19 protein-coding genes and 1 other annotated feature are annotated in these 18156 nt (G+C 41.6%); of the genes, 9 read left to right on the forward strand and 10 right to left on the reverse strand.

Annotation, left to right across the window (positions count from 1 at the left end):
- Positions 1 to 155 precede the first annotated feature (155 nt).
- Positions 156 to 515 (forward strand): toprim domain-containing protein, encoded by a 360-nt coding sequence (locus E0485_RS15875; RefSeq protein WP_132419047.1) that lies wholly within the window; start codon positions 156 to 158, stop codon positions 513 to 515.
- Positions 516 to 542: 27 nt separating this feature from the next.
- Here E0485_RS15875 and E0485_RS15880 read toward each other — a convergent pair whose 3' ends face one another.
- Both E0485_RS15880 and cyoE read right to left on the reverse strand, forming a co-directional pair.
- Positions 543 to 1199, reverse strand: a complete 657-nt coding sequence (locus E0485_RS15880) for an SCO family protein (RefSeq protein WP_132419048.1) — start codon at positions 1197 to 1199, stop codon at positions 543 to 545.
- Between the two features lie 3 nt (positions 1200 to 1202).
- Positions 1203 to 2174 carry a heme o synthase gene (cyoE, locus tag E0485_RS15885; protein ID WP_132419049.1) on the reverse strand — a complete coding sequence of 324 codons (972 nt, stop codon included), beginning with the start codon at positions 2172 to 2174 and terminating at the stop codon, positions 1203 to 1205.
- Between the two features lie 336 nt (positions 2175 to 2510).
- Between cyoE and E0485_RS15890 the strand changes: the two genes are divergently transcribed.
- The gene (locus E0485_RS15890) at positions 2511 to 3494 is read left to right on the forward strand and encodes a metal-dependent hydrolase (protein ID WP_132419050.1); all 984 of its coding nucleotides are present in this window, start codon (positions 2511 to 2513) and stop codon (positions 3492 to 3494) included.
- 154 nt (positions 3495 to 3648) lie between these two features.
- On the opposite strand, the gene E0485_RS15895 is transcribed toward E0485_RS15890, so the two are convergent.
- A complete protein-coding gene (locus E0485_RS15895; RefSeq protein WP_132419051.1) occupies positions 3649 to 3858 on the reverse strand; it encodes an alpha/beta-type small acid-soluble spore protein in 210 nt (69 codons plus the stop codon).
- A gap of 111 nt (positions 3859 to 3969) precedes the next feature.
- Between E0485_RS15895 and E0485_RS15900 the strand changes: the two genes are divergently transcribed.
- Positions 3970 to 4176 carry a DUF5325 family protein gene (locus tag E0485_RS15900; protein WP_132419052.1) on the forward strand — a complete coding sequence of 69 codons (207 nt, stop codon included), beginning with the start codon at positions 3970 to 3972 and terminating at the stop codon, positions 4174 to 4176.
- A 25-nt stretch (positions 4177 to 4201) separates the two neighbouring features.
- On the opposite strand, the gene trpS is transcribed toward E0485_RS15900, so the two are convergent.
- The gene (gene trpS / locus E0485_RS15905) at positions 4202 to 5182 is read right to left on the reverse strand and encodes a tryptophan--tRNA ligase (RefSeq protein WP_132419053.1); all 981 of its coding nucleotides are present in this window, start codon (positions 5180 to 5182) and stop codon (positions 4202 to 4204) included.
- A 70-nt stretch (positions 5183 to 5252) separates the two neighbouring features.
- Positions 5253 to 5512: a binding site (T-box leader), on the reverse strand.
- Positions 5513 to 5650: 138 nt separating this feature from the next.
- Between trpS and E0485_RS15910 the strand changes: the two genes are divergently transcribed.
- A complete protein-coding gene (locus tag E0485_RS15910; protein ID WP_132419054.1) occupies positions 5651 to 6607 on the forward strand; it encodes an aldose 1-epimerase in 957 nt (318 codons plus the stop codon).
- 67 nt (positions 6608 to 6674) lie between these two features.
- On the opposite strand, the gene ilvD is transcribed toward E0485_RS15910, so the two are convergent.
- Both ilvD and rnhA read right to left on the reverse strand, forming a co-directional pair.
- Entirely contained in the window at positions 6675 to 8345 is a 1671-nt protein-coding gene (gene ilvD / locus E0485_RS15915; protein WP_407944856.1) for a dihydroxy-acid dehydratase, read from the reverse strand.
- 115 nt (positions 8346 to 8460) lie between these two features.
- Positions 8461 to 9105, reverse strand: a complete 645-nt coding sequence (rnhA, locus tag E0485_RS15920) for a ribonuclease H (protein WP_132419056.1) — start codon at positions 9103 to 9105, stop codon at positions 8461 to 8463.
- 176 nt (positions 9106 to 9281) lie between these two features.
- Between rnhA and E0485_RS15925 the strand changes: the two genes are divergently transcribed.
- Positions 9282 to 9506, forward strand: coding sequence for an alpha/beta-type small acid-soluble spore protein (locus E0485_RS15925; protein WP_132419057.1), 225 nt, complete (start codon positions 9282 to 9284; stop codon positions 9504 to 9506).
- Between the two features lie 95 nt (positions 9507 to 9601).
- On the opposite strand, the gene E0485_RS15930 is transcribed toward E0485_RS15925, so the two are convergent.
- The gene (locus E0485_RS15930) at positions 9602 to 9979 is read right to left on the reverse strand and encodes an O-methyltransferase (RefSeq protein ID WP_207910995.1); all 378 of its coding nucleotides are present in this window, start codon (positions 9977 to 9979) and stop codon (positions 9602 to 9604) included.
- Positions 9980 to 10254: 275 nt separating this feature from the next.
- On the opposite strand from E0485_RS15930, the gene E0485_RS15935 reads away from it, so the two are divergent.
- Together E0485_RS15935 and E0485_RS15940 are read left to right on the forward strand one after the other, a co-directional pair.
- Positions 10255 to 11508 (forward strand): methyl-accepting chemotaxis protein, encoded by a 1254-nt coding sequence (locus E0485_RS15935; RefSeq protein ID WP_132419058.1) that lies wholly within the window; start codon positions 10255 to 10257, stop codon positions 11506 to 11508.
- Positions 11509 to 11597: 89 nt separating this feature from the next.
- Positions 11598 to 13439 carry an ATP-binding protein gene (locus E0485_RS15940; RefSeq protein ID WP_132419059.1) on the forward strand — a complete coding sequence of 614 codons (1842 nt, stop codon included), beginning with the start codon at positions 11598 to 11600 and terminating at the stop codon, positions 13437 to 13439.
- A gap of 31 nt (positions 13440 to 13470) precedes the next feature.
- Here the strand turns inward: E0485_RS15940 and E0485_RS15945 are convergent, their stop codons facing one another.
- Positions 13471 to 15273: a M3 family oligoendopeptidase gene (locus E0485_RS15945; RefSeq protein ID WP_132419060.1), complete on the reverse strand. Its 1803-nt coding sequence runs from the start codon at positions 15271 to 15273 to the stop codon at positions 13471 to 13473.
- Between the two features lie 93 nt (positions 15274 to 15366).
- On the opposite strand from E0485_RS15945, the gene E0485_RS15950 reads away from it, so the two are divergent.
- Positions 15367 to 15546: a YycC family protein gene (locus tag E0485_RS15950; protein ID WP_132419061.1), complete on the forward strand. Its 180-nt coding sequence runs from the start codon at positions 15367 to 15369 to the stop codon at positions 15544 to 15546.
- Positions 15547 to 15550: 4 nt separating this feature from the next.
- On the opposite strand, the gene E0485_RS15955 is transcribed toward E0485_RS15950, so the two are convergent.
- The gene (locus E0485_RS15955) at positions 15551 to 16252 is read right to left on the reverse strand and encodes a DUF2225 domain-containing protein (protein WP_132419062.1); all 702 of its coding nucleotides are present in this window, start codon (positions 16250 to 16252) and stop codon (positions 15551 to 15553) included.
- A 31-nt stretch (positions 16253 to 16283) separates the two neighbouring features.
- Positions 16284 to 16673, reverse strand: coding sequence for a globin domain-containing protein (locus E0485_RS15960; RefSeq protein WP_132419063.1), 390 nt, complete (start codon positions 16671 to 16673; stop codon positions 16284 to 16286).
- Between the two features lie 187 nt (positions 16674 to 16860).
- Here E0485_RS15960 and ylbJ point away from each other — a divergent pair, with 187 nt between their 5' ends.
- Positions 16861 to 18147, forward strand: a complete 1287-nt coding sequence (gene ylbJ, locus E0485_RS15965) for a sporulation integral membrane protein YlbJ (RefSeq protein ID WP_132419064.1) — start codon at positions 16861 to 16863, stop codon at positions 18145 to 18147.
- The last annotated feature ends 9 nt before the right edge of the window (positions 18148 to 18156 follow it).

Raw genomic sequence — 18156 nt, forward strand, 5'->3', positions numbered from 1 at the left:
GCAACAAACTGCTCGCACCCGAGCTTTGTTTATGCTTAACTATTCATAGAACGTTCTATTTCTTGTGAATACTACTTTTAACCATAATTATTTCCAGATCCTGATTGTTACACACCTCTTATTTATGCATTCAGCAATGAAAGGAACTGAGCCAATTGTCTATCGTCATTATTGTTGAAGGAAAGAATGATCGTTCTAAACTCCGTCATATCCTTAACTCTGAGATCGAAATTGTTTGTACATATGGAACACCTAGCACGGATCGGTTAGAGAAGCTTAAGCATATCGTCAAGGAACGGGAAGTATTTCTATTCACCGATAATGATTCGTCAGGCAAAAAGATCAGAGGACTACTCCGCGACATTTTCCCTGATGCTGAGCAGATCTATACGCGTAAAGGTTACGCTGGAGTCGAAGGTACGCCAGATGAATACCTCTTGCTGCAGCTCGATAAGGCTGGGCTTGGCGACTATATTGTTACGACTCCTGATGAAAACAAACAGCTCAGGGATTAGCTATTATAAGCCTCCTGAGCTGCATGATTATTTTTCTTTAATTAAGGTTTTCATATCTTTGACGATCATATCAGGTGTAATAGCTTCATCCAGAATATCATAATAAGCCCGAATGACGTTATGTTTATCAACTAGCAGAGCGATATTGGTATGCATGAAATTGCCTTTATCATCTTTCATAACACCAATTCCATACTTCTCAGCAAGCTTCTTCATTTCTTCCTCATCATTCCCGCGAAGGAATGTCCAGCCCTTCTCATCTACCCCATAGCTTTCGGCGAATTGTTTAAGCCTTGCCGCTGTATCGCGCTTAGGATCGAATGATATCGAAATCATATTCACCTTGTCCCCGAACAAACCTTTGTCTATTAGCGATTTCTGTAAGAACGTTAAATTCTGTGTTGTAGCAGGACATACATCTGGACAGAAAGAGAAGAAGAAATAAACTACCTTTACTTTATCATCATAATCCGCCAATTTAACTGTCTTGCCATTTGAATCCTCTAATTCAAAGTCAGCTGCATAGATACGAGTATCTTCGCCCTTCGCATTCGTAGTGGAGATCAAACGACCGCTACCCTTATCCGAGCTAGCCAATAACCGATAGCCGAATGATGCAATGATAAGCAGAAGGACAATGATAATACCTGCTTTGAACCAATTTTTCTGCATAAAAGCGGCCATTTACTAACCCACCTTCACTGTATCAAGAATCATAAGCAATAATAATATCGTCAGGTAATTAATGGAGAAAAGGAACATTTTCTTCGCCCATTTCTCTTCATTTTCATTCTTCAAACCGATAAAACCTATGATTGCCCAAGCTAATCCTAGCACTGTTGCCCCGATCAAATAGAAGATCCCCGTATAACCATAGACAGTTAGTAAAATAGAAACCGGTACAATGATCACGATATATCGCATCATTGCGAGCTTCGTAACTACCGCTCCTTTAACAACAGGGAGAAGCGGAAATCCTGCAGCACGATAATCCTCTGTACGCATAATGCCAAGCGCCCAAAAATGTGGTGGCTGCCACAGAAACAAAAATGCAAATAAAATCAACGCACCCGCTACTCCTGGTGTATTATCAAGAGAATAGTAGCCAATTACTGGAGGCATTGCACCAGAGAAAGCACCCACAAAGGTACTCCATGTTGAAGTCCGCTTAAACCATGCCGTATAAATCCATACATAGATGAAAAGTCCAAGTATTGCAAACAAAGCTGCAAGCATCGTCGTGCCAAAAAACAGCATCGTTAGTCCAACAATACCAAGCACGATCCCATAAGTGAGTACGACCGAAGGCTTCATCAGCCCGCTTGGCAATGCACGTTTGCTAGTACGAGCCATTTTGGCATCCATATCACGGTCTAAATAATTGTTTAGTACGGTTCCGCAAGCCATCACAAGCGCTGTACCCACTAAGGAACAGAATAGTACTAACCAGCTATCAATATGCTTGCCAGATGCGATCCAGAAACCTGCAAATGTTGCAATTGAGTTGGAGATAACGATTCCTGGCTTCGTTAATCTATAATAATCCTTTATTGTTGCACGCTGTTTCACTTCTCCATGCGCAGCAGCTTCTTCTAAGCTATTAGACATACCCTCTATAGCTTCTGATGCAGCTTCATCCATGCTTATTGTTTTATCCATTCTAGAAAACTCACTCCTCCAAACAAGTCTATAACAAGAAGAAACGGTTCCACCGTCTTTATAAGACGATTGCGTTTCTTAAGGTATTACATAAAATTTATAAGACGAATGTTATAAATTCTATAATACTTAACAAACAGCCTATTTGCCCCAATATTATTTTATCATACCAAATGATTTAATTCATTGACAACAAACTTGCCCCACTTGTCATGAATTTGTCGATTCCTCCGCATCACTTAAAAATGGGCTGATTGGTTTCGGTCAAAACATGGTAAACTAATCTTATAAATGTTCGTCTTGCAATTGACTTCACGTCATCTAGGAGGGGACTTATTGGACTCAGCTACACACTTCGTGATCGGTCTCGGGCTAGCTGGACTCGCCCATATTGACCCTGTAATCGCAAATGATTCAACTGCTATGGTAGCTGTTCTGTTCGGCACATCGATCGGCTCTCAAATCCCAGATAGCGATAGTGTCTTTCGACTTAAAAACAATGCAGCGTATATTCGAATGCATCGCGGCATATCCCATTCCATCCCTCTTCTTGTAATCTGGACTGCCCTAATTACACTCACGATAATGCTCTTTGTCCATGGACTGCCTTTCTGGCATATTGCCATGTGGGTTGGAATAGCCGTATTCGTTCATGTGTTTATGGATTTGTTCAACACCTACGGAACTCAAATGTTATGGCCATTCTCCAAAAAGTGGATTTCCTGGAACATCATCCATATCTTTGATCCATTTATATTTGGAACTCATGTGATTGCTATCGTGATCTGGGCCATAAGATGGAGCGAACCTGCGGTTATTTTCCCTTTTCTCTATATCTTGATTGGCCTATATTATATTTGGCGAACATTAGCCCATCAGGTGATTGAACGAAATCTTTATCACAAAGATCATACGTATCTAAATGGCGATAAATATTATCTGATTCCAACTATACAAATTGGCAATTGGAACATTGTGAAACGACGAGCAGATGCTTCCTACCAGTTAGGTGAACTGAAACGAGGACGCCTGAATTGGATTGATCAAGTGGATTGTCATCAGCATCCTGCAGTTGAACAATCGAAGCTGCATCCAGACATTCAAGCTTTATTATATTTTACTTCTTTTGCCTGCGCAGAAGTTCGCGAGCATGATTATGGGTTTGAGGTGCGTTGGGTCGATGTGCGTTATCGTCATCGCAAGCAATATCCATTCGTCGCGGTCCTGCTTATGGATCACCAATATCAAACGATAGGCTCGTACATTGGATGGTTGAATGAAGAGAAGCTTGAGAAGAAGCTCGGTATGAACTTTCAATAAACGATTATATACCCAATCCGTATGAAGAATCACAATTGATTCTCATTCGTATTGGGATTTCTTTTGATTTATCGGCAAAAAAAGCAAATAAAGGCCCAAGAGAACAATCGAGTTCTCCTGGGCCTGTCATGATTGTGATATAGATGACTATAGTTTATGAGCTTTGTCCTGACATGGATTGTTCAGCCATTTGTACTAATTTCTTAGTAATTTGGCCTCCCAAAGATCCTGTTTCACGAGAAGTCATATTGCCATAGTATCCATTTTGAGGAATTTGTACGTTTAACTCTTGAGCAGCTTCAACCTTCATTTGTTGAATTGCTTTTTGTGCTTGTGGAACTACTAGATTGTTGCTTCTAGCCATTGTGGAATAACACTCCTTTCAGTATGATGATTGTGTAGATGTATTTTGCAAGCTTGCACCCTTATTATGCGATGCAGCCTAAATAATATACACAAAGGAGTGATGAATCTCATGCAACGTCCACTTGCTTTTGGTTTTGCTATTATCGGTACGGTATTCCTTCTTGCAATCGCTTATTTCATCTCATCACGCCAGCCTTGGATGCTGTTAGCATCCACCCTGCTCGCACTAGGATTCTTCGGCTTTAGCTTCGCCTATAAGGCTAGAATGAGACGCAAGCAAGAGTCTGAGCAGAATCAGGACGCAAAGAATTTATAAACTGAACGTTATAAATTCGATGTTTCTAAAGATGAAAACCCATACGCTCTTTCACTAATCGTAAAGTTTGATTAGCTGTCTCAGATGCACGCTCAGCTCCATCACGCAAAATGGCAGGAAGTTCGCCCGATGAGCGAATATCGCGGTAACGCGCCTGAATTGGAGCTAGCGTCTCTACAACAGCCTCCGCTACATCCTTCTTGAACTGTCCATAGCCCTGTCCTTCATATCTCGCTTCAATATCAGCGATTGATAAATTCGAGCACTCTGAGAAAATACTCATCAAGTTGCTGATTTCCGGCTTATTTACGCGATCATATTTAACTTCTCGACCAGAATCCGTTACAGCGCGAGACAATTTTTTGCGAATGACATCCGGCTCATCTAAGATCAGAATAAAGCTGCCTGCATTCGGATTGCTCTTGCTCATCTTTTTGCTTGCATCGTCAAGCGACATAATTCTAGCACCATACTCAGGCGTATAAGCTTCTGGAATGGCAAATGTTTCACCAAAACGATTGTTAAACCGATTAGCTAGATCACGAGTCAGTTCTAAATGCTGCTTCTGATCGTCTCCTACTGGAACCAGTGTAGCCTGGTAGAGTAAGATGTCTGCTGCCATTAAAGATGGATACGTAAATAATCCCGCTCCAACAGATTCTTTTCCTTCTGATTTATCTTTAAATTGCGTCATTCGCTCAAGCTCACCCATATACGTGAGCGTCGTCATCAACCATCCAAGCTCTGCATGTGCGGGTACATGCGATTGCAGGAATAATGCGGATTTAGCGGGATCAATCCCTGCCGCAAGAAATACCGCCGCTGCCGCTTCTACATTCTCACGAAATGCTGCTGGTTCTTGAGGTACAGTTACCGAATGCAAATCCACTACTGAAAAATAACACTCATGATCATACTGAAGCTTGGCAAAGTTACGCAATGCTCCAATATAGTTGCCAATCGTTAGATTTCCTGTTGCCTGAATACCTGAAAGTACTTTAGCCATTTTTAGAACCCTCCATATATAAATTAATTTCATAGCTAACCAAAAAAGAAACCAAAAAAGGCCTTCCGCCGCAAGGGACGAAAGACCGTGATACCACCCTAATTTACTCTTTGAGCTCAAACCTACACCAATACGCTCAAAAAGCCTCATTATTGCCCTGTTAACGGAGGACTGCCGTATTACATACTAAGAAATAAGCTCAATCATGACTTATTCCTGTTCTGATCTAAGCTCAAGGATCCATTCACCCGCCTGCTCCACCGATTTGCACCTACCATCGGCTCTCTGTCGTCACATATGCGGAGTACTAATTCCTCTCATTGCCAGTTCTTATTTTTTACTATTATACCCACAACTTACGTAAAGTCAACCAGCTTACAAATAATTCATTTGACAAAGCTTGTCAATGCTATAAAACTTATAGTAGGATACGCTATTCCTATTTAGCATACTTAGGAGGATCAGATTATGATTACAGAACAGATCTGGCATGGAGAAACCGTACATATTCTCGAGAACGACAAGCTGTCAATCACCCTATGTCCCGCAATCAACAACAACTTAATTCGCATTTGGGACAAAACATTAGAGCGCGAGGTGCTCCGCGTTCCTGATGATCCAGCAGCGTTACGTGCGAATCCGGCGCATTTTGGCACACCAATCCTTATGCCGCCGAATCGGATTATAGGTGGGGCATTTACATTTGATGGAAGACCTTATCAATTCTTAATTAACCGTCCGAACAATATGCATAATCATGGCGTCCTACAGGCGCTTCCATGGAAAGTTAAACAGGTACACGAGGATCAAGAAGTCATCTCCATTACTTCCACTTTCCGTACATTCGACCATCCCGTGGTGATGGAGCAATTTCCGCATGATTTTGAATTAGAGGTTACATATGAGCTCGTTGGCTCCACACTTAATCATAAAGTGAAGGCGACAAACTATAGTGAACTCAAGGCACCATTTGGCTATGGACTACATACCTGGTTCTTGCTCGATCACAAACCGCAAGACTGGAAATTCACACTCCCCGTTTCTGGAATATGGGAGCTTGGAAGTGATCTCATGCCAACAGGGCAAATCCTACCGCTTGGCGAATTACAAGGCTTACCTGAGGGAATATCCCTTAAAGGAACGGACTTTGACACTGTATTCCATATCGGCAATGAAGAATATCCTCATGTTGCGACACTTGAAGATGACAGATGCATCATTCGTTACTCCGCGCCATCTGATAAATTCAAGCATTGGGTCATTTATACAAAAGGAGAAGCAGATAATTTCATCTGTGCCGAGCCTTACACTTGGGTGACGAATGCACCAAATGTGCCTCGGGATGCTGAGTTAACGGGCATCATCGGTATTCCATCTGGAGAATCGATCGAATTAGATATCCTTTTGGATATTTCATACAAATAAGCAGCGGTGGACAGCCGAAATAAAGCAAAGGAGCAGCAATAAGCTGCTCCTTCACTCTTTTATCCAATTAGATCTTCAAAACGCCACCCATTGATGCATTCGTTACAAGCTTCGAATAACGAGCTAGATAGCCGCTGCTAATCTTCGGTTCAAATCCCTTCCAATTCGCACGACGGCGCTCCATTTCTTCATCAGAGATCTGAAGTTCAATTCTACGACCGTCTAAATCAAGCTCAATGATATCTCCATCCTCAACAAAGGCAATAGGTCCGCCCTCCGCTGCTTCCGGAGAAATATGCCCGATCGAAATACCGCGTGAAGCCCCAGAGAAACGACCATCTGTAATTAGACCGACTTTCGCGCCAAGACCCATACCTACGATTTGGGAGGTGGGAGCTAGCATTTCCGGCATACCAGGTCCGCCTTTAGGTCCTTCAAAGCGGATAACTACAACATGACCTTCCTTCACCTTGCCACTTGCGATCCCTTCAAGCGCTTGCTCTTGTGAATCGAAACAGATCGCAGGTCCAACATGGCGTCCGCCGACGGATTTATCAACTGCACCAACCTTAATAATCGATCCTTCAGGAGCCAGATTACCGAATAATACAGCAAGTCCGCCGCGTTCGCTATGTGGATTATCAAGAGTATGAATAACATCAGTATTCTGAATTTCGCAACCAGCAACATTCTCACGCAGTGTTTGGCCAGTGACCGTAATTTGATCACCATGAATAGCTCCAGGCTTCTTAAGCAGCTCATGAATAACTGCGCTTACCCCACCAGCATTATGAACATCTTCGATGTGGTAATCAGATGCTGGCGCAATTTTGGCTAGATGCGGAACACGAGCTGCAATTTCATTGATCCGTGCAATCGGATATTCAATACCAGCTTCATGTGCTAATGCAAGCGTATGGAGAACTGTATTCGTTGATCCACCCATTGCCATATCAAGTGCAAATGCGTTATCGATCGCTTCAACCGTTACGATATCACGAGGTTTGATATCCAGCTTAATCAATTCCATTAATTGTTTAGCAGAACGCTTAACGAACTCTTTGCGCTCCTCAGAAACAGCAAGGATCGTCCCATTACCAGGCATTGCAAGTCCTAATCCTTCTGCTAGACAGTTCATTGAGTTGGCAGTAAACATGCCTGAACAAGATCCACAAGTTGGGCAACCATATTGTTCAAGCTCCAGCAATCCTTTTTCATCCAAAGAGCCTGCTTGGTAAGCACCTACTCCTTCAAAAACAGATGAAAGTGAGATGGAGCGTCCATCACTTGTTTTACCAGCTTTCATTGGTCCGCCTGATACGAACATTGTCGGAATATTAACGCGCAATGCTCCCATCATCATTCCAGGGGTGATTTTATCACAATTCGGTATACATACCATTCCATCAAACCAGTGTGCATTTACGACAGTTTCAAGTGAATCTGCAATGATTTCACGACTTGGCAGCGAATAACGCATTCCAATGTGGCCCATGGCAATCCCATCGTCTACACCAATTGTATTGAATTCGAACGGCACGCCGCCCGCTTCTCTAATCGCTTCTTTAACAATTTTACCGAACTCCTGTAAATGAACGTGACCAGGTACAATATCAATATAGGAGTTACATACCGCAATAAACGGTTTGCCAAAATCCTCTTCTTTCACTCCTGCCGCTCTAAGCAAGCTGCGGTGAGGAGCACGGTCAAAACCTTTGGTGATCATGTCGCTTCGCATTTTTGTTGCCATCTTCCGATTCCTCCTATGTTTCTCCCATCCCATATGGGTATAACTTTATAACTTTATTACTTTAAATTTATAAAATTCTAACATAAACTTTATCACAAAGATACTATTTACGACCAAAATCAGCTTTAATTTCTCCCCAACGTTTGGTATCCCATTTTAAGATTTTATTCGGATATGAATTCGTATTTAGCCACATCAAGGCCCGGTCCACAAGTTCCCAAATTTCAGCAGTTGATTCATCGCGAACTAAATTTGTAGCAACCTGCTTAGTCCGAATCCATTTAAGCGCAGTCATCGAATCCGAATAAATCGTCTTTTCGCTGCCAAGCTGTTTTAAATAAGCTAGTCCATGTACGATTGCTAGAAACTCTCCGAGATTATTTGTGCCTTTCGATATGGGTCCATGATAAAATAAGATTTCTCCGGTCCTTGTATCGACACCTTTATATTCGACAATCCCAGGGTTACCGGAACAGCCCACATCTACAGATAAGCTATCATAATCAATCTCTTCCGAGCTCGTGACATTCGTTGCTTTACTTGCTCCATTCGATTTGCTGCTGTTATTCGTAAAGTTTAAGGATTGCTTCCATCCACGCTTATAAGCTTCGTCTGCTTCCGTTTTAGATTCATAAGATTTGTATTTTGCACCCGTAACGCCATTCACCTGAGCTTGACACTCTGCCCATGTTTGATAAATGCCAGGCTCATGTCCAACCCAGACAACGTAATATTTGCTCTTCGCCATATCTCAACACCTCGTCAAAATTATATCAGAACTATAGGTAAACAAGAAGAAACGGTTTCACCGTCCTTTAAGTCGGGTGCATTTGCCACCGCTTAATATCTCCTTTAATTTACCAATTCCAAGTCCGCGTAATAATCCTTTTTCCGTTTATACTACCTATTACTGGAGGTGATAACATGGTTCAAGGTCAATCCCGCAACAGTAATACGCTAGTTGTACCTCAAGCAATTGCAGCACTTGATCAAATGAAATATGAAGTAGCGCAAGAGCTTGGAATCCAACTATCCAAGGACGGCTACAACGGTAATATTTTGACAGTAGATGCAGGCCACATCGGAGGCAACATTACACGCCGTCTTGTACAAATGGCGGAACAAAATCTAGCAGGTCGTTACAGTTGATCGTTTATACTTAAACTTAATTCAGACAAAATACAGGGCCGCCTACAGGTCAATTCATTGACCCTATAGACAGCCCTGTTCATTTGACACCTAAATTATACACTCTTACTTTTGGTCAAATTCGCCATATTGTAGTTAGATTCAAATTGTACGGAAGCAAATAATACGTTGTTCCTGATTGTAAAATCAAAAGCGATTTCACCATGTGTCCAATTCTTCTTGTACTTCAGGCTGTCGATAGCCATACTTTTGAGTGAGATAAACTGTGCTTCAGACAAGCCTTTCTCATCATGATGTTCCAATCTCCCATCCCGACTCTCCATTGGCAGATGTTTCACACCAAACTTTCCAATCACATTATCACGTACTTGAATCGTAATCGTTCCAGACCGAATCTGACATAATTCGTCCTTCAGCTCCCAAAAAGCTAAATCGACTTGCCTCGCCAAAGAAAATGGACTCAATAACATCATACCCTCTCTCTCATTTAAAAATGAAATTTTTTCTGCAGGTTATGTTAGTATTTACATTATAATGTGTTAATTTGTATCAAACAATCATAATATTCAATATTATCACATTATTTGTAAAAATAAAGACATTTTATTGACATTATTAATTTAATGCTGTCGAAAATTGATATTTTTATTGTTGTAGACCCTAATAACCAAAAAATGCTATAATTCGATCATATTAAACACATTCATAAAATGTACATATATTATCAGAAAAAAAGGAGACCACCGATATGAATCGATTTTCTTCTCTTTCTTTTAAGCAAAAGCTGCATTATATTCTGTACACGCTAGTAGCAATTGAAATCCTTTTTTTGTTATTATTGCTTATTTTCGGAAACACCGTATTAGGGATTTTCTTTATAGCACTTATGGCGATTTCTAGTGTTCCACTCGTCAAATGGATTGAAGCTAGTCTGTCAGAGAATGTCAATAGTATCTCTCGTGTTGCACTAAATATTGCCAAAGGCGATTTCTCTCAGAAGGTTGATGTCAATTCAGATGATGCTTTTGGCGAGTTAGGTAAATCATTCAACCAAATGATTGATAAACTGCGGGATATTTTGAAAGAAACAGGTGGAATCACGAAACGTGTAACCGATTCTAGTAGAGACATCTACACCAAGAATGAGCATTTAAGAGATTTAATGGAGCAAGTAAGTCAATCATCTAATGAACTAGCTTCTGGAGCAGGTCAAATTTCTGAGGAAGTATCATCGGTCTCCCAATCGACTAAAGATATTGAACATAAGGTTGCTGGCTATGCGCAATCCACTAGAGAAATGGATTCTCACTCGACGAACATGATTTCGCTTATTACCAAAGGTCAAGATGCTGTAGAGCAACAAGGGGTAGGGATGAAACGTAACGTAGATGCTACTTCTCAAGTATCCACTGCTATTCATCTGCTTGCTGAAAAAGTTGTTGGCATTTCGAAGGTTACCCGTGTTATTTCCGAAATTGCGGAGCAAACAAATCTGCTATCACTTAATGCTTCAATTGAAGCTGCACGCGCAGGCGAACATGGCAGAGGATTTGCAGTCGTCGCACAGGAAGTCCGTAAGCTTGCTGAAGAATCAACCACATTAACCAAAGAGGTTTTCTCGCTTGTCACATCGATTGAAAAAGGAATTAAGCAAGCGCTGACGAACATTCAAATTAATGAAGAAGTTGTTAACAAACAAACCGATCTCATCCAAGGCACAGAAAAGATATTTACTGAAATCGTTCAATCAGTCGAGTTTATATCGAAGCAAATCTCGCAATTTGCTAAGGAAAGCGAAGCTATGTTGACAAGCTCTCAGCATATCTCGGCAACAATGGAGAACATATCCGCTATCACAGAAGAATCAGCTGCTGGCACCGAGGAAGTATCTGCTTCCATGAGTGAGCAAATATCAGCTGTTACGGCGATTGTTCAGCAATCCGAAGAAATGACGAGAAGCGCAACCAAGCTGCAACAAACAATTCAGATATTTAAACTCTAAGGTAAATTCAGAAACTAACCGCAATACTTTCCTACACCAGGTGTATTCGCGGTTTTTTGCATTATGCAAAGAATCAAGAGGTGTAAAACATGAGACGAAGTTTAAAGTGGCAGCTCTCGATCCCTATCATGTTATGGACATTCCTTGTATTACTGATCATCAATCTGCTAACGGTATGGGAATTACGAGCCGATCATCTAAAGGCATCAGAAGCAAATAGAATGAATCAAATCAAAATGTACGCGGAGCAAATCGACAATCAATTCTCTATACACAAACAAGCTGTCGAAACCTATGGACGGATCATCTCGAATATTTATTCTTCTAATACAGATATCAGGACTAATATTGATGCTCTAACGAAAATCATGATTGAGAATCACGACCCCAATGTTTTTGGATACTGGTTCGCTGCAAATTCGTTATATACGGGACAAGGCCCTTTCGTAGCTTGGTATGGCGTTAAGAATGGCAAGCTGATGACGTACTACGAGATTGCAGATTTGGATCCATCCCGTGTAGAGAATCAGGACAATCCTAATTTTGTCTACTATTGGGGACCCCAGAAATCCGGTAAAACAACGATATCTGAAGTCTATCAAGACCAGACCCTACAAGAGAATATAATCTCCATCTCAACACCCATCTATGATAATAATCATCTCCTTATGGGTGTTGCAGGGCTAGATATCGCGTTAGATCAATTGCAGAACATCATGAATCGAATCGAGCTCAACATGGATGGATATACCCTACTGACTACTTCAAATGGGAATCATGCCTTTACACCAAGTTACCCATTTGTAAACGATCAGGAGAATATTATTATCAATAGTGATGCGGACTTCCAAGCTATCTATGCCAATATTCGAGATACGAAGGAACTCATACAAAATGTGAATTTTCGTGGGGAGCCAACCTACTTTTTCTCTACTGTCCTGCCTTATTCCCAGTGGAAAATTGTATCGATCATATCAGAGAAGGATCTGATCAAAGGGTATTATACAACATTTAAGATAACTATTTATCTAAATATTCTGCTATTAGTATTATCATTTTTTATTAATGTGTGGTGGATAAATCACAAGGCTGTTCTTCCGCTCAACCAGTTAATTAGGGAATCGAACAAGACGCTTCAACCGAATGATGATTATTCTGTCCTACCGAAAACAAATAATGAAATCACGCAATTAGTCACCGTAGTAAACGAGATGAATAACAAACTGATCCAAAATCTAGATTTAGAAAATAAGTTAAAAAGGATTAGTTCACTTCATACGGTTGGAGAAATGGCAGCCTCGATATCACATGAAATCCGTAATCCGCTAACAACCATTCGAGGATTCCTTCAAATTCTTAGAAATAAGCAGGAGTATCAAACGGATCGTGTATATTTTGATACGATGATTGAAGAGGTTACAAGAGCGAATAATATCATTACCGAATATTTATCGCTTGCTCAAGATAAGTACTCCGAATTAACGCTGCAAGATCTGAATGGCATTATTCGAACGATACATCCTTTAATGCAAGCGAATGCGAATGCGAACAATCAAAGTGTACTGCTTCAGTTAGAAGCAATACCGCTCATTTATCTGGATGACAAAGAAATCCGGCAGCTTCTTCACAATCTCATCCGCAATGGGCTTGAATCGATGAATGAAGGTGGCGTCTTAACCATACGAACGTACACGAAGAATGCTTACGTCGTTCTTTCTATTCAAGATCAAGGGACGGGAATCCCTCCAGAGATTATTAAACAGCTTGGAACACCTTTCATGACGACAAAGGAGACCGGTACGGGACTTGGACTACCCGTCTGCTACAATATTGCCAAACGTCACAATGCCGTTATTCAAGTAGATACGAGTTCAGAAGGTACAACATTTCATATACATTTTCCCATCATTAAACAGAGCAGCTCCCCTTAGAAGGAAGCTGCTCTGCTTTTCTTGTCTATTATTACTTAACTTTATCTGCAGTAAGCTCTAAGAAATACTCTACATCTGCGATTGCCATGTCAACAGCCGCTTGCCAGAAGTCTGGCTTCGTCAAGTCAACACCTAGGTGTTTCTCAGCTAATTGCTCAGTTGTCATCGAACCCGTGTCACGAAGCAAAGCCGCATACTTATCTTCAAAAGCGATGCCCTCTTCAACAGCTCTTGCATAAATACCCGCTGAGAATAAGTAACCGAATGTATACGGGAAGTTGTAGAACGGTACACCCGTTGAATAGAAATGAAGCTTCGCTGCCCAGAAATGTGGGTGATACTCGGATAACGCATCCTTATAAGCTGCCTTCTGGGCATCTACCATCAATTCATTAAGACGCTCTACAGAAACAATTCCTTTACTGCGTTCTGCATAGAAATTCGTTTCGAAAATAAAGCGCGCATGAATGTTCATGAAGAAAGAAATGGAGTTTCCGATCTTGCCCTCAAGTAGCACAATTTTCTCTTCATCTGTCGCAGCATTCTTAACAAGTGCATCATTAACGATCATCTCTGCGAATGTTGAAGCGGTTTCGGCTACGTTCATCGCATAATTATGTGCAAGTGGAGGCATGCCTTCCATTACATATTGATGATAGCTATGTCCTAATTCATGTGCTAATGTTCCAACATTATCAGTTGTCCCACTGTATGTCATGAAAATTCTAGTTTCTTGTTCGACTGGGAAGCCTGTGCAGAAGCCGCCAGGACGTTTGCCTCCACGGTCTTCAGCTTCGATCCATGCCGATTCGAATGCCTTGACAGCAAAGTCAGCCATCTTCGGTGAGAAATTACGGAATTGCTCAACAATTAGTTTTGCTCCATCATCATAGGAGATTTTCTGTGAAGCATCTCCAAGAGGTGCGCCTACATCAACCCATGAAAGCTTCTCAAGACCTAATAACTGTGCTTTACGATTCAAGAACTTTACGAAAACATCCTTATTGCGATCAATTACTTCCCACATGATATCTAGCGTTTCTTTCTTCAGACGGTTAATATCAAGCGGTTCTTTATGTACGGTATCCCATCCACGTTGTTTATAAACTTTAAGACGGAAGCCTGCCAAGTGATTAAGTGCTTCAGCACAGAAATCAGCATTGTCGCTCCACTTATCTTCCCATTTCTTCATCATCGCTTGACGTGCTTCATAATCAGCAACATTTAGCTTATTGAACGCCTGGCCAGCGGATAATTCTTCAACTTTACCATCTTCTTCATAAGGAATGCGGAATTGACTAACTGTTGTATCGTATAGATCGCTCCAACCATGATAACCGTCAATCGCCAGTTCATTAATCAGCGATTCCATTTCAGGAGACAGCATTTCCTTGGCTAGCTCACGACGCTCGCTAAGCGGGTATGCTACTGACTTGAATGGTTCTTTCTCTACGATTGCATTCCACACGTCATCTGATGTGTTCTTCAGCAATTGATCAAAAAAAGTCATGCCTGATAGATAATCAGCCGCAATCGTTCTAACTTTTCCTTCAAGCTGAATCGCTTTCTTATCATTCTGATTTTGTGCAGATAAACAGCCTACGAAAGCATAAGATTCGTGCAGCTTCACTTGGATGCTTTGTACAAGATCAGTTAATTTTTGTAAAACTTCTGTATCCTCACTGCTTGTCGGCGCACTAGCCCCATCTAAGCTTTGACGGAATACCGCAACATCAGCCTCTGCCCCATCGACGAATGCTAGAAATTCAGGAGAGGAGCTGCCTCCAGGAAAAATGCTTTCTAAATCCCAAGTTTGTTTTAAAGGTGTGTTCATTTGCCAAATACCTCCTCAGGTTCTTGTATAGCTAATTTATTAAGCATATACTATATGGATAAATTTGAATTTATAATTGGAGTGATTATTCTCATGGGTCCTTTACAAATATCTGCTGAGACTGCACAACTTCTAGCGAAGAAGCTAGGTATGCCGCTCGAGCAAATCATGCACATGCCTAAGCACATCCTCGTGCAGAAGCTGACTGAACTGAATCAAGAACTATCACACAATAATCCGCAGGACAAAGAAGATCAAGACAATACCAAATAACGAATCAGTTCTCTGCCAGTTCACTTGGAAGTTCAAGTCTGGCAGCAATCATTTCTTGCCTAGTAACCGCCCACTGTTCTCGACTATGGTGAATCATAGCAGAATCCATGATCCGCTTATCATTAATTACGCGAGAGAACCACTTCACCGCCTCATGATAATTACATAATCTACGGTTCAGTTCCCCCATCAGGTACATTAAGCGAGCATTATTGAGCTCTAATTCTTCTGTTTCATAAACGGAAATATAAGCATCTAATGCAAATTGCAGAAATTTAAGCTCTAGCTCAGTCTCGCCTTTATAACGATACAGCCAAGCGATATGATGGAGCAGACCTGCAATAATCCTTTCCTTTTCACCCTTAATCTGAGCGCATAGCAAAGCAAGCTTATACGTTTCTAAAGCTTCTTCCCAGCTTCTTTCCCCACCATAATCTCGATTGTTCCAATGCTCGGTTACTTTGCTTTTCATCTCTTGGGTTTGGAGAGGCGTCCATTTATTTGAGAAGTTCTCCGTAAATGCGAACCCGCAATTGGGGCATACGCGAACAACATAATAATCAGGATTATATTCCTTATAATGGACACAAAAATCACTATCAGAACCAGTCGATTTCTTAAAGCTTGGACGCACTTTCGAGGTCTGATATGGCGTTTTACAGTTCATGCACCTGATCTCAATTGTGTATAATGGCTCGACATTCATCAATCTCACTCACCTCATTAGATCATGTTAGTTACACTTCTGGCGTATTTACAAAGTGGTAAGCAGGACCCTTCAGACGTTCAATCAGCACTTCAATTAGAGGGTCAGGCAATTCAATGTCTTGCATGGCTTGCTGCATACAATTCAACCAAGCTGCTGCGTGCGTGTCCGTAATAGGGAACGGCATATGCCTTGCACGCATCATTGGATGACCATTTTGCTCGGTATAAAGAGCAGGGCCACCGAAAAACTGAGACAAAAATAAATACTGCTTTTCAAGAACAGGCATAATATCTTTCGGAAATAAAGGTGCAAGCAGCGGGTCAAGCTGTACCTTCGGATAAAATGCTTCTACAAGTTTTCGAACCGTTTCAGCTCCTCCCATATAATCATATAGGCTTATCTCGTTATTGTTAACCATGTTCAGCCTTCCTTCTGTGTCTTTACCTCTATTGTAACTGAAATAATCCAATTAGTCCCATACTATCATAAGATAACCCCCGAGTGCATCCGTCTCTAGTAATTAAAAGGTATGTTTGTCCTGATCGAATCATATAAGTGTGTAGTAATCTCCATACTTATTAAGCTATGAGGAGGAAGCTCCACTTATGAGTCGCAATCGGCAAACTAGCTTAGTCTCATTATCACTTATCGGACTAGCTGTCCTTAGCTTGATCGTCATCGGTTTTGCATTTCCAAACCAAAGTCTCGAAGCCTCTTTAAGAGGAATTTCTATATGGTGGGACGTGTTATTTCCAGCTTTATTTCCTTTTTTTGTAATATCCGAACTGCTGCTCGGTTTTGGAATTGTTCATTTTATCGGCACCTTATTCGATCCAATGATGAGACCCTTGTTCCGCATTCCTGGAATTGGCGGGTTTGTCATGGCGATGGGGTTCGCCTCAGGCTACCCGATTGGTGCTAAGCTAACAGCCTCACTCTGGGAACAGAAGCTTGTAAATCGTGAAGAAGGTGAACGATTAGTCGCATTTACAACAAGCTCAGATCCTATTTTTCTAATAGGTGCGGTATCTGTTGGATTCTTTCATGATGCATCTCTGGCACTTATACTAGGAACAGCACATTATGGGGGTGCAATGCTGATTGCTTTGCTCATGCGATTTCATGGTGCCAAGACAGGTCAGTTGTCTGCAAGCTCCGATACTAGAGAAGAACGCCGTAAGCGGACCACCTCCATCTGGCTTCAAGCCTTCAATGCCATGCACGAGGCTCGAGTCAAGGATGGCCGAAGTCTAGGACTGCTTCTCAGCGAAGCAATTGGCAAATCTCTGAATCTGATGATCGTCGTGGGCGGACTCGTCGTCTTCTTCTCGGTTCTATTACAGCTCTTGACCTCAATCGGAACCATGCAAGTGCTATTATCCTTCATTGAGCGGCTGCTCACCTTAGTTGGCATTCCGCATACATTGGCAGAACCGATCATAAACGGACTATTCGAGGTTACGCTTGGCGCCAAATCCGCAGGCAGCGTAGGCAACATTGCGCTCGTATATAAACTTGCTGCCGCAGCATTCGTGCTATCATGGGGCGGATTGTCCGTGCATGCGCAGGTTGTCTCCCTACTCTCCCATACCAACATGCGTTATGGTCCTTTCCTCAGAGCCAGATTCCTGCATGGCATTATTGCAGCGATTCTCGTACTTCTTCTATGGCAGCCTTTTACTGAAATGCAGCTCACGTCATCTGTCTTTCAGTCAATTAATAGCCCTTCCATACACTCAGGAATAATTGGTTTAGACCATTTACTTCACTATTTCCCAATCAGTCTTCTTCTATTTGGAGCCGCGTTTGCTCTTCTATTCTGTCTTTATTGTGTACACTTTATTTTTCGCATTGTTTTCCGAACAGTAATTGATTATGATGTAAAAAGATAACCAGCAAGT

It is taken from the genome of Paenibacillus albiflavus, assembly GCF_004344915.1.
GTDB lineage: Bacteria > Bacillota > Bacilli > Paenibacillales > NBRC-103111 > Paenibacillus_AM > Paenibacillus_AM albiflavus.